The organism is Rubrivivax gelatinosus (genome assembly GCF_004340905.1).
GTDB lineage: Bacteria > Pseudomonadota > Gammaproteobacteria > Burkholderiales > Burkholderiaceae_C > Rubrivivax > Rubrivivax gelatinosus.
In genome coordinates, this window is record NZ_SLXD01000016.1 from 63,979 (window position 1) to 77,301 (window position 13,323).

Sequence of the window (13,323 nt, forward strand, 5' to 3'; positions counted from 1 at the left end):
TGACAAGAGGAAATCCGCCGTCATCCGGAGCCCGCCAGTTCGCGCAGGCGCAGCCAGAAGCCGGGCTCGGACGAGGTCGCGAAGTTCACCCGCATCAGCGTCGTCGGCCGCCGTGTCGGGTGAAACAGCACGCCCGGCGCGGTCAGCCAGCCCTCATCCAGCAAATTCTGAGCCAGGCGCTCGGTGTCGGCGCCGGTGTCGATCCAGCCAAATAGCCCTTGCGGCGGCGTGACGAATCGGCAGCCGGCGTCCTCGGCCAGACGCACGACGCGGGTGCGGGCGCCGTCGAGCCGGGCGACGATGCGCTCGGCATGGCGGCGCAGCAGCCCCTGCGACAGGCACCAGGCCAGCGCGTGCTCCAGCGGCCCCGGCGTGCCCAGCGAGCCGAGCAGCTTGGTGTCGATGAAACGTTCGACCAGCGCCGGCGCCGCGGCGACGAAGCCGACACGCCACTGCGGCGTCAGGATCTTCGAGAAGCCCGAGACGTAGACCGTGCGCCGCAGGCCGTCGAGCTGGGCCAGCCGCGGCGCGTGCGCCGGCGCCAGCCAGGCGTAGGTGTCGTCCTCGACGACGATGAAGTCGTGGGCCTCGGCCAGCCGCAGCACCTGGTGCGCAGTGGCGGCAGTCAGCGAGCTGCCGGTGGGGTTGTGCAGCACCGAAACGGTGACGTACAGCCGCGGTCGGTGCTCGCGCGCCAGCGCCTCCATCGCCGCCAGGTCGGGGCCGTCGGCGCCGCGCGGCACCGGCAGCAGCCGCATGCCGGCGGCCGTCAGGCGAGCGAACTCGACCGACCAGCCGGGTTCGTCGACCAGCACCGCATCGCCCGGGCGCAGCAGCGTGCGCGAGACGATGTCCAGCCCGTGCGTCGCGCCGATCGAGGTCATGATCTGGGCGGGGGACGCCGCGATGCCCAGGTCGGCCAGGCGTTGCGCCAGCGCATCACGCAGCGCGGCGTCGCCGGCCGGCTCGCCATAACGCAGCCAGGCGCCGGCGTCGCCGCCGCCCAGGCGGCGCAGCGCACGCTGCAGCAGCTCGGCGTCCAGCCACTCCTGCGGCAGCGTGCCCATGCCCGGCGCCGGCCGGCCCGACTGCGCCTGGAACATGCTGCGGATCAGCGCCGTCGCGTCCACCGGCAGCGGCATCGGCGCCGCGGCGCGCGAGGCCGGCAGGGCGCGCGCCGGCTGTGTCTCGCGCACGAAGAAACCGCGTTGCGGCCGGGCCTCGACCAGGCCCCGCGCCTGCAGCCGCTCGTAGGCGCCGACGACGGTGCTGGCGCTGACGCGGTGCCGACGTGCGCAGTCGCGCACCGACGGCAGGCGCGCACCCGGCGCGATCAGGCGCTGCGTGATGCGTTCGGTGAAACGTGCGGCCAGCTGCTCGGCCAGCGTCTCGCCGGCGGCGCGCGCCAGCACGGGGCTCTCGTCCATCGTCGTTCACTGTACTGGCGGCGACACCAATACAGATTCGGGTTGTGTACCGGCAAAGTGTACTGACACTGTGCTGCTTGCCGCCCCTAGACTGGGGTGATGACGACGTCCCCGCCCGCCCGAGACACGCGCCGCGGCCTGTGGCTGGGTGTGCTCGCCGTCGTCGTCTTCGGGCTGACGCTGCCGATGACGCGGCTGGCGGTCGGCGACGCGTCCGACCCGCAGCTGCCGCCGGGTTTCGTGACCGCCGCGCGCGCCGCGATCGCCGGGCTGTGCAGCGCCGCCTACCTGCTGGCGGTGCGCGCCCGGCCGCCGCGGCGCGCCTTGTGGCCGGCGCTGGCGGTCTGCGCTGCCGGTTCGGTGGTCGGCTTCCCGCTGTTCAGCGCGCTGGCGCTGCGCGAGGTCGACGCGATGCACGCGGCCGTCGTCAGCGGCGTGCTGCCGCTGGCCACCGCCGTCGTCGCCGCGATCACGCTGCGCCAGCGCGCGTCGGCCGCTTTCTGGGTCTGTGCCGTGGCCGGCTGCGTGCTGGTGCTGGGTTTTGCCGCCTGGAGCGGCCACGGCCGCGTTCAACCGGCCGATGCCTTGCTGCTGCTGGCGGTGTTCAGCGCCGCGGCGAGCTACGTCGCCGGCGCGCGCGTGTCGCTGGAGATCCCGCCGGCGCAGACCGTGTGCTGGGCACTGCTGTTCATGCTGCCGCTGACGCTGCCGGCGGCGCTGCTGCAATGGCCGCCGACGCCGGTGCGCGCGGGCGCCTGGGCGGCGCTGGGCTACGTCTCGCTGTTCTCGATGTGGCTGGGCTTTTTCGCGTGGTACCGTGGCCTGGCGCTGGGCGGCGTGCTGCGCGTCAGCCAGGTGCAGCTGCTGCAACCCTTCGTCGCCTTGCTGGCCGCGGTGCCGCTGCTGGGCGAGACCCTGGATGCGGCCACCGTCGGCTTCGCCGCCGCGGCGGTGGGCCTGGTGGCGCTGGGGCGCCGCTTTTCGGCGGCACCCGCGGCCGCGCCCCGCGCGCCGTCACCGGCCTGGCGGCCGGCCGAACCCGAACCCGATCCCGAACCTGGAGCGATGACCCGATGAGCTGGCAGATGGCCCGCCGCGCCGAGCGGCTGAATCCTTCGACGATCCGCGAGATCCTGAAGCTGACCGAGAAGCCGGGCATCGTCTCGCTGGCCGGCGGCCTGCCGGCGGCCGACGGGTTTCCGGTCGAGGTGATGGCCGAGGCCACCGCACGCGTCTACCGCGACAGCGGCCGCGAGGCGCTGCAGTACGCCGCCAGCGAAGGCTACGGCCCGCTGCGCGAATGGATCGCCACGCGCCTGGCGGCGCAGGGCCTGGACGCCGACCCGGCGCGCATCCTCGTCACCACCGGCTCGCAGCAGGGGCTGGACCTGGTCGGCAAGGTGATGATCGACCCCGGCAGCCGCGTCGCCGTCGAGTCGCCGACCTACCTGGGCGCGCTGCAGGCCTTCAACGCCTACGAGCCCGAGTTCGTCGCCGTCGAAGGCGACGACGAAGGCCCGCGCCCGCAAGGCCTGGCCGCCGTCGCCGGCGCACGTTTCATCTACCTGCTGCCCAACTTCCAGAACCCGAGCGGGCGCTGCCTGGGCGACGAGCGCCGCCGTGCGCTGGCCGCCGCGGCGGCCGCCGCCGGCCTGCCGATCGTCGAGGACAACCCCTACGGCGACCTCTGGTACGACCAGCCGCCGCCGGCGCCGGTGTCGGCGCACGCCGGCGACAACGCGCTGTACCTGGGTTCGTTCTCCAAGGTGCTGGCGCCGGGGCTTCGGCTCGGCTGGATGCTGGCGCCGCGCACGCTGTATCCCAAGCTGCTGCAGGCCAAGCAGGCGGCCGATCTGCACACGCCGGGCTTCAACCAGCGCATCGTCTACGAGGTCGTGAAGGACGGTTTCCTCGAGCAGCACGTGCCGACGATCCGCGCGCGTTACGCGGCGCACCGCGACGCGATGCGCGCCGCGCTGGAAACGCACCTGCCCGCCGGCTGCCGCTGGCAGGTGCCCAACGGCGGCATGTTCTTCTGGATCGAACTGCCGGCAGGCCTGGACGCGACGACGCTGCTGCCGGCCGCGGTGGCCGCCGGCGTCGCCTACGTGCCGGGCGCGCCCTTCTTCGCCGACGGCGGCCACGCCAACACGCTGCGGCTGAGCTTCGTCACCGTGTCGCCGGAGCAGATCGAACGCGGCATCGCGCTGCTCGGCGGGGTGCTGAAAGAGGCCCTGGCATGACAACCCGGCACTTCCACCAGGTCGACGTCTTCGCCGCCGAGGCGACGAAGGGCAACCCGCTGGCCGTCGTGCACGACGCCGGCGGGCTGGACGACACGCAGATGGCCGCGTTCGCACGCTGGACCCACCTGTCCGAGACGACCTTCCTGCTGCCGCCCACCGAGCCCGGCGCCGACTACCGGGTGCGCATCTTCACGCCCGGCGGCGAGCTGCCGTTCGCCGGCCATCCGACGCTGGGCAGCGCCTGGGCCTGGCTGGCCGCCGGCGGCACGCCGCGCGAGGCCGGCGTCGTCGTCCAGCAGTGCGGCATCGGTCTGGTGCGGCTGCGCCGGGCCGCCGGCCGCCTGGCCTTCGCGGCGCCCCCGCTGCTGCGCAGCGGCCCGGCCGACGCGGCCACGCTGGCGCAGGCCGTGCGCGCGCTGGGCGTGGCGCCCGAGGACGTCGTCGACCATCAATGGGTCGTCAACGGCCCCGAGTGGCTGGCGATCCGTCTGCGCACACGTGCCCAGCTGCTGGCCCTGAAACCCGACATGGTGGCGATGGGGCCGCTGAAGCTGGGTGTCGTCGCGGTGGAGGACGACGGCGAGACCGCCGCCGAGGTGCGCGCCTTCGTGCCCGGCGTCGGTGTCGACGAAGACCCGGTGACCGGCAGCCTGAACGCCGGCCTGGCGCTGTGGCTGATCGGCGCCGGCGTGCTGCCGGGGCGTTATGTCGCCGCGCAGGGCACGGCGCTGGGCCGCGCCGGGCGTGTGCATGTCGAACAGGACGGCGACACGGTGTGGATCGGCGGCGAGGTCACGCCCTGCATCGCCGGCAGCGTCACGCTCTGAGCCGGGACGGGCGAGAGCTGAGGATCACGATGCAAACCACCGAAGAACTGTTCCGCGACGACGCGACGCTGGCCGAGTGCGACGCGACGGTGCTGGCCGTCGAGACCGACGGCGGCATCGTGCTCGACCGCACGGTGTTCTACCCGCAAGGCGGCGGCCAGGCCGGCGACGCCGGCGCGCTGATCGCCGCCGACGGCCGCCGTGTCGCCATCGCCGACACACGCAAGCACCCCGAGCACCCGGGGGTCGTCGTGCACCGCCCGGCCGAAGGCGCCGATCTGTCGTGGCTGGCGCCCGGCACCGCCGTGCGCGCGGCGATCGACGTCGCCCGCCGCCAGGCGCACCGGCGTTTCCACAGCGCGACGCACCTGCTGTGCGCGCTGGTGCCGCAGCCGGTGGACGGCTGCTCGATCACCGCCGGCTACGCGCGGCTGGACTTCCACATGACCGAGCCGCTGGACAAGGACGCGCTGACGGCCGGCCTGGCGCGCCTGGTCGCCGAGGCACGGCCGGTGCGCACACGCTGGATCTCCGAGGACGAACTGGATGCGAACCCGCAGCTCGTGCGCAGCATGAGCGTGCAGCCGCCGCGCGGCCACGGCCGCGTGCGCCTGGTCGAGATCGAGGGCGTGGACCTGCAGCCCTGCGGCGGCACGCACGTCGGCAACACGGCCGAGATCGGCGCGGTCGTCGTGACCAAGATCGAGAAGAAGTCCGCACGGACCCGGCGCGTCGTGCTCGGCTTTGCTGGAGGCTGAAGCGAAATCGGCGAAGCGGGCCTGAGCCTCGCTTCGCCGATGGGCGAGTGTTCAGCGGCGCCGCAGCGCCGCGGCGATCACTTTTCCTTGAACTTGTCGTGGCAGCCCTTGCAGGCGCCGCCGGTCTCGCCGACCGCGGCCTTGATCTGGGCGAAGTCACCGGTCTTGCCGGCGGCGTCGAGCTTGTCGACGGCGGCGGCGAACTTGTCGGCAGCGGCCTTGAAGCCGGCAGCGTCGGACCAGACCGCGGGCTTGGCCTCGGTGCCGTGGCCCTTGTCGGTGCCCGGGCCGAAGGCGGTCAGCGGCAGCTTGGACAGCGTCGAGACCAGCGCGATGTTCTCGGCGGCGACCTTGGCGTCGAACGGCGCCTTGCCTTGTGCCATCGCGGCGACACGGCCGAAGTGGTTCGCGATCAGCGTGAACGCGCTCTGCCGGTACTCGATCGCGTCACCCGGCTTCTGGAACTGGGCGGCGGCTGGCAGCGCAGTGGCCAGGCCGGCCAGGCCGGCAGCCACGAGCAACATCTTCTTCATGCGGGCACTCCGTTGTGGGTTATGCAGGGTGCGCGGGCGCAGCGCCCGGCGGCGCGGAGTCTATAACCCCACGCGCCGATACCACCCCGGGTTTCGACAAACACGGCGTGGATCGCCGACATCCGGCGGCAGCGCCTCCGGTTGGCGTTATGGTTGCGCCTCGAACCTCGCAACAAGGAGCCTGCGACATCCCATGGCCGCCATCGAACCGACGTCCCGCCCGACCCGCATCTGGGACCTGCCCACACGCCTGTTCCACTGGGCGCTGGCCGCTGCGATCGTCGTCTGCTTCGTCAGCGGCAAGATCGGTGGCAACGCGATGGAGTGGCACTTCAAGGCCGGCTACGTCGCTTTCGGGCTGATCGCCTTCCGCCTCGTCTGGGGCCTGGTGGGCGGCCGCTGGTCGCGATTCGTGCACTTCATCTACGCGCCCGGCACGGTGCTGCGTTACCTGAAGGGCCGCACGCGGCCCGAGGAGATGATCGAGGTCGGCCACAACCCGCTGGGCAGCTTCTCGGTCTTCGCGCTGCTGGGCATCGTCTCGCTGCAGATCGCCACCGGGCTCGTCGCCGACGACGAGATCGCCAACACCGGCCCGCTGTGGCGTTTCGTCGAGAGCGAGACCGCGCTCGACGCCACCGCCTGGCACAAGGGGCCGGGGCAATGGATCATCATCGCCCTCGTGTCGCTGCACATCGCCTCGATCGTCTTCCACCGCCTGCGCGGCCACAACCTCGTGCTGCCGATGCTCACCGGCGACAAGCCGCTGCCCGCCGGCACGCCGGCCAGCGCCGACGGCTGGTCGCAACGCCTGCTGGCGCTGGTGCTGGGCGCCGCGGCCTGGGCGCTGGTCAGCTGGGTGGTGTCGCTCGGCGCGCTGAGCTGACGCCGTGGACACGCCCGACATCCAGCTCGTCGAGCCCGCCACCGGCGACGACACGCTGCTGGACGCGGCGCGCGAGATCCTGCGCGAGTACGCCGAGGGCCTGGACATCGATCTTTGTTTCCAGAGCTTCGACGAGGAGCTGGCGCAGCTGCCCGGCGACTACGCCGCGCCGGCCGGCACGCTGCTGCTGGCGCTGGTCGACGGCCAGGTGGCCGGCTGCGGCGCCTTCCGTGCGCTGGCCGACGTCGACTACACCAACGCCTGCGAGATGAAGCGCCTGTACGTGCGGCGCGCCTTCCGCGGTTTCGGCATCGGCCGCATCGTCGCGCAGGCGCTGCTCGAGCGCGCGGTGCAGGCCGGCTATTCCAACATGCTGCTCGACACGCTGGACGACATGGAGGCCGCACGCGGCCTCTACGAGTCGCTCGGCTTCGAGGAGATCCCGCCCTACTACTACAACCCGATTCCGGGGGCGCACTACCTGCGCGCCGACCTGGCCGACGGTCTGACACGCTGGTGACCCCATGACCCCCTCCTGCCTCGAACTCCGTGCCGGCGATCTGCGCCTGGCCCTGCGCCCTGACCTCGGCGGCTCGATCGCCGGCCTCTGGCTCGGCGAACTGCCGGTGATGCGCAGCACCGAACCCGCCGAGCTGGCGAGTTCGCGCCTGGCGGCCTGCTACCCGCTGGTGCCGTACTCCAACCGCCTGGGCTACCGCCGCCTGCGCTGGCACGGCCATGACCACACGACCGCGCCCAACGAAGCCGGCAGCCCGCATTCGCTGCACGGCATCGCCTGGCAGCGCGGCTGGGAGGTGCTGGAGGCCGACGCGACGAGCGCGACACTGCGCCTGGCGCACCCGGGCGACTCGCACTGGCCCTTCGCGTTCGAGGTGCTGCAGCGTTTTGCCCTCGAACCCGACGCGCTGAAGGTCGCGCTGGAACTGCGCAACACCGGCGGCGAACCGCAGCCGGTCGGCCTGGGCTGGCACCCGTACTTCCCCAAGCGCGCACGCAGCCGGCTGCACGCCGAGGTCGCCCAGCGCTGGGACAGCGACGCCAGCGGCCTGCCGACGCGCGCCGTGCCGCAGCCGGGCATCGACGCCGACGTCGCCCACCTGAGCTTCGACCACTGTTTCGACGGCTGGAGCGGGCCGGCACGCCTGCGCGACGAGAAGCTGTCGCTGCGCCTCACCTCGTCGATGTCGCGCCTGGTGGTCTACACGCCGCCGACCAAGCCCTACTTCTGCGTCGAGCCGGTGAGCCACGTCAGCAACGCGGTCCACATGGCCGACCCGCTGGCCAACGGGCTGGTCGACGTCGCGCCGGGCGCCGGCACCGAGGCCTGGATGCGGCTGGACATCGCCGCCGTCTGAGGATGCAGATCGACGCCCTGCCCGTCGCCGCCTGCGGCACCGGCGAGTCGCCGTTCTGGTGGCCCGAGCAGGGCGCGCTGTACTGGTGCGACATTCCAGGCCGGCGCGTGCACCGCTGGCGAGCGCGCGACGGCGCGCACGACAGCTGGGACCAGCCCGAGGAAGTCGGCTGCGTCGCGCCTCGGCTCGACGGCGGCCTGATGCTGGCGCGCCGCGACGGCCTGTTCCGCCTGGACCTGACCACCGGCGCGACGAAGCGCCTGGCGCCGCCACCCTACGACCGCGCCTCCCAGCGTTTCAACGACGGCAAGGCCGACCCGCAGGGCCGCTTCTGGGCCGGCACGATCTGCGAGCCACGGCTGCCGCCGCGTGCCGCGCTGTACCGCTGGGCCGACGACACGCTGGAACTGCAGTTCGACGCCGCCAGCACCAGCAACGGCCTGGCCTGGAGCCCCGACGGCACGACGATGTACTGGTGCGACACGCAGGCCCACCGCATCGAGGCCTTCGACTTCGACGCCGGCGACGGCTCGCTGTCGCGGCGGCGGCTGTTCCACCAGTTCCCGCTCAAGCCCGCCGACGGCTCGCTCGACGGCTACGTCGGCCGCCCTGACGGCGCCGCGGTCGACGTCGAGGGCGGCTACTGGGTGGCGATGTACGAAGGCGCGCGGCTGCTGCGTTTCGCGAGCGACGGGCGCGTGCTCGCCGACCTGCCGCTGCCGGTGCGCTGCCCGACGATGCCGTGTTTCGGCGGCGCGGACCTGCGCACCCTGTACATCACCAGCGCCATGCCCAAGGGCGCGGCCGGGCCGCTGGACGGCCGCGTGCTGGTGCTGCGCGTGGACGTGCCGGGTCTGCCGGTGAACTTCGTTCACGCGTGAAGCCCGCCAACGAGGACCGCGCACGCCGCTGGGCGCGCCTCACCGAACGCCGCGACTGGGACCTGCTCGTCGTCGGCGGCGGCGCCACCGGGCTGGGCGTGGCGCTGGACGCCGCGGCACGCGGCTTGTCGGTCGCGCTCGTCGAGTCGCACGACTTCGCCCAGGGCACCTCGTCGCGCGCGACCAAGCTCGTGCACGGCGGCGTGCGCTATCTCGCGCAGGGCAACGTGAACCTGGTGCGCGAGGCGCTGCACGAACGTGCCGCGATGCTGTCCAACGCGCCGCACGTCGCCCAGCCGCTGCCTTTCGTGATGCCGGGCTACCACTGGTGGGAGCGCGCCTTCTACGGCACCGGCCTCAAGCTCTACGACACGCTGGCCGGCGCCCGCGGGCTGGGCGCCACCGAATGGCTGGCCAGCGCACGCGTGCGTGCGCTGCTGCCCGGCGTGCAGCCGCGCGGACTGTGGGGCGGCGTCAAGTACTGGGACGGCCAGTTCGACGACGCCCGCTACGCCGTGCTGCTGGCGCGCACCGCGGCCGCACGCGGCGCCGTCGTGCTGAACCACTGCGCCGCCGTCGCGCTGCAGCGCCGCGACGGCCGCGTGCACGGCGTCGTCGTGCGCGACGCCGAGACCGGCGCCGAGGCGACGCTGTCGGCACGCTGCGTCGTCAACGCCGCCGGCGTCTGGGTCGACACGCTGCGCGAGCTGGATCGCGAGGCCGGTGCCGTGCCGCGCAAGCCGCTGGTGGCGCCCAGCCAGGGCGTGCACCTGGTCGTCGACCGGCGTTTCCTGCCCGGCACGCACGCGCTGCTGGTGCCCAAGACGGCCGACGGCCGTGTGCTCTTCGCCGTGCCCTGGCTGGGCAAGCTGATCCTCGGCACCACCGACACGCCGCGCGAGGACCTGGCGCGCGAGCCGCAGCCCTTCCCGGCCGAGGTCGACTTCATCCTGCGCGAGAGCGCGCGTTACCTGCAGCAGGCGCCGCGGCGCGAGGACGTACGTTCGGTCTGGGTCGGCCTGCGCCCGCTGGTGCGCCACGACGGCGAAGCCGGCGACACCAAGGCGCTGTCGCGCGAGCACACCGTGCTGGTGTCGCCCAGCGGCCTGGTCACCGTCACCGGCGGCAAGTGGACGACCTACCGCGCGATGGCCGAGGACGTGCTGGAGCGCTGCATGGCGCAAGGCCTGCTGCCGCGCCGGCCGGCCGGCGCGACGGCGCGGCTGCAGCTCGTCGGCGCGGCGCCGGGGCACTCGCTGACGGCGCCGCCGGGCGAACACCTCTACGGCAGCGAAGCCGCGGCGCTGCGCGCGCTGCCCGGCGCGGACCACTGGCTCTGGCGCGATGGCGACGGCGGCCTCAGCGAGGCGATGGTGCGTTTCGCCGCCCGCCACGAGGCGGCACGCACGGTCGAGGACGTGCTGGCGCGGCGCTCGCGGCTGCTGTTCCTGGACGCGGCGGAGGCCGGCCGCCTGGCCGGCGCGGTGGCCGCGATCCTCGGCGACGAACTCGGGCGTGAGCTCGACCCGGCGCCGTTCGAGGCGCTGGCCGCGCGCTACGCGCGGCTGCCCTGATCAGGCCGGCGGCGCCACGGCCGGCAGTTCGGCCAGCATCCCGCGCACCTCGGCCGGGCTGAGGATCTCGCTGAGCACACGCGGCGCGCCGCCACCCGGCGCGTACAGCGCGTAGACCGGCACGCCGCTACGACCCAGGCGCGCCAGCTCGGCGGTGATCGCCGCGTCGCGGCGCGTCCAGTCGGCGCGCAGCAGCACGACACCGCGCGCGCGGAACTCGGCCAGCACCTCGTCGCGCGACAGCGTCGTGCGTTTGTTGACCTGGCAGGTCACGCACCAGGCCGCGGTGAAGTCGACGAAGACCGGCTTGCCCTCGGCCAGCGCCTGCGCGGCACGGTCGGCGCTCCAGGGCTGCCAGTCGGTTTCGGCGGTGGCTGCCGCCGATGGCGCTTCGCGCCAGGCCGGCAGCGCCCAGGCCAGCGTCGCGCCCAGCAGCGCCAGCGACAGCAGCCCGAAGCCGGTGCGGGCCCGCGCGCCGAGCGCATGCGAACCGAAGGCCCAGGCGGCAAAAGCCAGCGCCACCAGCAAGGCCAGCAGCGCCGCGGCGCCGTCGATGCCCGCCTGCTGGCCCAGCACCCAGACCAGCCAGACCACGGTGGCGAACATCGGGAAGGCCATCACGACCTTGAAGTGCGCCATCCAGACGCCAGGGCGCGGCAGCGCGCCGGCCAGCCGCGGCCAGGCGCTGGCCAGCAGGTAGGGCGCGGCCATGCCCAGGCCCAGCGCGGCAAAGATGGTCAGCGCCTGCGCCGCCGGCAGCGTCACCGCGACGCCCAGCGAGGCGCCCATGAACGGCGCCGTGCACGGCGAGGCAACGGCGACCGCGAGCACGCCGGTCAGCAGCGAGTCGACCAGCGGATGGCGCGCACGCGCCGCCGCCCACGACGACGGCAGCACCGAGCCGAACTCGAAGACGCCGGCCAGGTTCAGGCCGATCAGCGTGAACAGCACGGCCAGCGCCGCGACGACACCCGGCTGCTGCAGCTGGAAGCCCCAGCCGAGCTGCTCGCCGCCGGCGCGCAGCGCCAGCAGCAGCCCGGCCAGCGCGACGAAGGAGGCGACCACGCCCGCGGTGTAGGCCAGCCCGCCGGCCAGCAGCTTGCCGCGGTCATGCGCGTGCGCGGCAAAACCCAGCACCTTCAGCGACAGCACCGGGAAGACGCAGGGCATCAGGTTCAGCAGCAGGCCGCCGCCGAAGGCCAGCGCCAGCGCCAGGGCCAGGCTGGTGTCGGCCGGCGGCGCGGCAGGCGTGGCCAAGGGTTCGGTGCCCGCCACGGCGTCGGCCACCGGCGGCCAGGCGCCGGCGACGGCGGCCGTGATCTCCAGGCCGGCCGGCGCGCCCTCGCGCACCAGCACCAGCTCCAGCGCCTGCGGCGACTCGGTGCGCTGAGGGTCGATCTCCAGGCGTGCGGTCCAGGACGCGCCCGACCACGAGGCCTGCGGCAGCGCGGCATGACGCAGCGCGCCGGCGGTGGCCGGCAGCACATCGAGCGCGGCGCCCTGCCAGTCGGAGGGCAGGCCCTGGAGCTCGACGACGACGGCCTGGCCTTCGATGCGGGCGCTGGCGGTCGTGCCGGCGGCGGGCACGGGCCGCGCGGCCTCGGCGGCGGCGAACTCGGCGGCGTGCGTCGCGATCGCCTGCTCGCGCGGCAGCGACAGCGTGAACTCGCCCGACTCGGGGATGCAGACCTCCTTGCACACCAGCCACTCGGCGTGCAGCGTGAGGTCCAGGCGATCGCCCTTGAAACCGTCGGCGATCGTCAGCGGCACCGCCAGCAGCAGCGTGCCGTCGTAGCCGAAGTTCATCAGCGGCCCGACCGGCAGGCGCTGCGGCGTCGGCCAGCGGATGCCGCCCGCGGCGGCGCCCTCGGGCAGCGTCCAGGTGAAGCTCGTCGGCAGGCCCGAGTCGCCGGGGTTCTTCCAGTAGCTGTGCCAGCCGGGCTGGTGGCGCAGCAGCAGGCCCAGCGCCATCGGCCGGCCGGGACCCAGCCCCTCGGGCGCGTGGGCGACGAGTTCGGCCCGCACCTGGGGGGTCGTCACGACGGCGCCCGGAGCCGCGGAAGCGGGCGGCGCGGCCAGCGCGACAACGAGGCAGGCGAGGGACAGCAGCGGGCGCAGGAGCAGCATCGGAAACGGGCCGGCGGCCAGGGCCGTCGAGAGGGGCGCAGCGGGCGCCGAAGGGCCCCGATTGTCCGCCAGCGCCCGCTGCCGCGACGGCCTCGACCCGGCGCCGCGCAGGGCCGCCATAGCGCGTTTCCGGGTGTTCCGGTTTGACCGGGGTTTATCCGTATAATGCGCCGGCTTTGCTGTCCGCTTCCCCCGACTCATCATGGCGATCGACCGAAAACTGCAGGCCGACCCGTGGGAGGACGATGAGGACGCGACGGACCTGGCTGCCTTCAAGCCGCTGACCCGCGAGCAAGCTCGCGTCCTGCGCCAGAAGAACCCGCTGCTGTCTCCGTGGCGGGTGATCCTTGCCCAGGTGGTGGTCGGCGTGGTGGTGGCGCTGCTCGCAGCGTTGATCACGGGCCGCCTGGCAGCCGGATGGTCGGCGCTTTACGGCGCTGCCACCGTGGTCCTGCCGAGCGCCCTGATGGCGCGCGGTGCGACCAGCCGCTTCAGCATCATGTCGCCCGGCTCCGGTGCCGTCAGCTTCATGTTGTGGGAGTCGGTGAAGATCGCGGTTTCGGTCGCCATGCTGATGCTGGCGTCGAAGCTCGTGCAGGACCTGAGCTGGCCGGCCTTGCTGGCAAGCCTGGTGCTGTGCATCAAGACCTACTGGGTCGCGCTCCTGTGGCGCGGCCGCTGACACGAC

General features: G+C 73.6%; 13 protein-coding genes. 10 read left to right on the top strand and 3 right to left on the bottom strand.

The window, feature by feature from the left end; translation table 11 throughout:
• Positions 1 to 20: 20 nt before the first annotated feature.
• On the bottom strand, positions 21 to 1,427 hold the full coding sequence (locus EV684_RS21160; RefSeq protein WP_132649334.1) for an aminotransferase-like domain-containing protein: 1,407 nt from the start codon (positions 1,425 to 1,427) through the stop codon (positions 21 to 23).
• Positions 1,428 to 1,526: 99 nt separating this feature from the next.
• Here EV684_RS21160 and EV684_RS21165 point away from each other — a divergent pair, with 99 nt between their 5' ends.
• The 4 genes from EV684_RS21165 to EV684_RS21180 are packed head-to-tail and all read left to right on the top strand — an operon-like array spanning position 1,527 to position 5,258.
• The gene (locus EV684_RS21165) at positions 1,527 to 2,504 is read left to right on the top strand and encodes a DMT family transporter (RefSeq protein WP_132649335.1); all 978 of its coding nucleotides are present in this window, start codon (positions 1,527 to 1,529) and stop codon (positions 2,502 to 2,504) included.
• Positions 2,501 to 3,670: an aminotransferase-like domain-containing protein gene (locus EV684_RS21170; RefSeq protein WP_132649336.1), complete on the top strand. Its 1,170-nt coding sequence runs from the start codon at positions 2,501 to 2,503 to the stop codon at positions 3,668 to 3,670. Before EV684_RS21165 ends, EV684_RS21170 begins: the two co-directional genes overlap by 4 nt.
• Positions 3,667 to 4,500, top strand: coding sequence for a PhzF family phenazine biosynthesis protein (locus EV684_RS21175; protein ID WP_132649337.1), 834 nt, complete (start codon positions 3,667 to 3,669; stop codon positions 4,498 to 4,500). Before EV684_RS21170 ends, EV684_RS21175 begins: the two co-directional genes overlap by 4 nt.
• Positions 4,501 to 4,529: 29 nt before the next feature.
• Positions 4,530 to 5,258: an alanyl-tRNA editing protein gene (locus tag EV684_RS21180; RefSeq protein ID WP_132649338.1), complete on the top strand. Its 729-nt coding sequence runs from the start codon at positions 4,530 to 4,532 to the stop codon at positions 5,256 to 5,258.
• A 77-nt stretch (positions 5,259 to 5,335) separates the two neighbouring features.
• Here the strand turns inward: EV684_RS21180 and EV684_RS21185 are convergent, their stop codons facing one another.
• Positions 5,336 to 5,791, bottom strand: coding sequence for a c-type cytochrome (locus EV684_RS21185; protein ID WP_132649339.1), 456 nt, complete (start codon positions 5,789 to 5,791; stop codon positions 5,336 to 5,338).
• A 193-nt stretch (positions 5,792 to 5,984) separates the two neighbouring features.
• Between EV684_RS21185 and EV684_RS21190 the strand changes: the two genes are divergently transcribed.
• From EV684_RS21190 to EV684_RS21210, 5 genes are read left to right on the top strand one after another with little or no spacing between them, the layout of a single operon-like run.
• A complete protein-coding gene (locus EV684_RS21190) occupies positions 5,985 to 6,677 on the top strand; it encodes a cytochrome b/b6 domain-containing protein (RefSeq protein ID WP_132649340.1) in 693 nt (230 codons plus the stop codon).
• Positions 6,678 to 6,681: 4 nt separating this feature from the next.
• A complete protein-coding gene (locus EV684_RS21195) occupies positions 6,682 to 7,197 on the top strand; it encodes a GNAT family N-acetyltransferase (RefSeq protein WP_132649341.1) in 516 nt (171 codons plus the stop codon).
• A gap of 4 nt (positions 7,198 to 7,201) precedes the next feature.
• Positions 7,202 to 8,053: an aldose 1-epimerase gene (locus EV684_RS21200; RefSeq protein WP_132649342.1), complete on the top strand. Its 852-nt coding sequence runs from the start codon at positions 7,202 to 7,204 to the stop codon at positions 8,051 to 8,053.
• Between the two features lie 2 nt (positions 8,054 to 8,055).
• Positions 8,056 to 8,934 carry an SMP-30/gluconolactonase/LRE family protein gene (locus tag EV684_RS21205; RefSeq protein WP_132649343.1) on the top strand — a complete coding sequence of 293 codons (879 nt, stop codon included), beginning with the start codon at positions 8,056 to 8,058 and terminating at the stop codon, positions 8,932 to 8,934.
• Positions 8,931 to 10,508, top strand: coding sequence for a glycerol-3-phosphate dehydrogenase/oxidase (locus tag EV684_RS21210; RefSeq protein ID WP_132649344.1), 1,578 nt, complete (start codon positions 8,931 to 8,933; stop codon positions 10,506 to 10,508). Before EV684_RS21205 ends, EV684_RS21210 begins: the two co-directional genes overlap by 4 nt.
• Here the strand turns inward: EV684_RS21210 and EV684_RS21215 are convergent, their stop codons facing one another.
• A complete protein-coding gene (locus tag EV684_RS21215; RefSeq protein WP_132649345.1) occupies positions 10,509 to 12,635 on the bottom strand; it encodes a protein-disulfide reductase DsbD family protein in 2,127 nt (708 codons plus the stop codon).
• 202 nt (positions 12,636 to 12,837) lie between these two features.
• Here EV684_RS21215 and EV684_RS21220 point away from each other — a divergent pair, with 202 nt between their 5' ends.
• Positions 12,838 to 13,317, top strand: a complete 480-nt coding sequence (locus tag EV684_RS21220) for an ATP synthase subunit I (RefSeq protein ID WP_132649346.1) — start codon at positions 12,838 to 12,840, stop codon at positions 13,315 to 13,317.
• The last annotated feature ends 6 nt before the right edge of the window (positions 13,318 to 13,323 follow it).

What these genes read in the sequence shown, in the direction of transcription:
- EV684_RS21160 (WP_132649334.1), bottom strand. Translation starts at nt 1,427, where the DNA reads ATGGACGAGAGCCCCGTGCTGGCGCGCGCCGCCGGCGAGACGCTGGCC.
- EV684_RS21165 (WP_132649335.1), top strand. Translation starts at nt 1,527, where the DNA reads ATGACGACGTCCCCGCCCGCCCGAGACACGCGCCGCGGCCTGTGGCTG.
- EV684_RS21220 (WP_132649346.1), top strand. Translation starts at nt 12,838, where the DNA reads ATGGCGATCGACCGAAAACTGCAGGCCGACCCGTGGGAGGACGATGAG.
- EV684_RS21190 (WP_132649340.1), top strand. Translation starts at nt 5,985, where the DNA reads ATGGCCGCCATCGAACCGACGTCCCGCCCGACCCGCATCTGGGACCTG.
- EV684_RS21200 (WP_132649342.1), top strand. Translation starts at nt 7,202, where the DNA reads ATGACCCCCTCCTGCCTCGAACTCCGTGCCGGCGATCTGCGCCTGGCC.
- EV684_RS21205 (WP_132649343.1), top strand. Translation starts at nt 8,056, where the DNA reads ATGCAGATCGACGCCCTGCCCGTCGCCGCCTGCGGCACCGGCGAGTCG.
- EV684_RS21170 (WP_132649336.1), top strand. Translation starts at nt 2,501, where the DNA reads ATGAGCTGGCAGATGGCCCGCCGCGCCGAGCGGCTGAATCCTTCGACG.
- EV684_RS21215 (WP_132649345.1), bottom strand. Translation starts at nt 12,635, where the DNA reads ATGCTGCTCCTGCGCCCGCTGCTGTCCCTCGCCTGCCTCGTTGTCGCG.
- EV684_RS21185 (WP_132649339.1), bottom strand. Translation starts at nt 5,791, where the DNA reads ATGAAGAAGATGTTGCTCGTGGCTGCCGGCCTGGCCGGCCTGGCCACT.
- EV684_RS21175 (WP_132649337.1), top strand. Translation starts at nt 3,667, where the DNA reads ATGACAACCCGGCACTTCCACCAGGTCGACGTCTTCGCCGCCGAGGCG.
- EV684_RS21180 (WP_132649338.1), top strand. Translation starts at nt 4,530, where the DNA reads ATGCAAACCACCGAAGAACTGTTCCGCGACGACGCGACGCTGGCCGAG.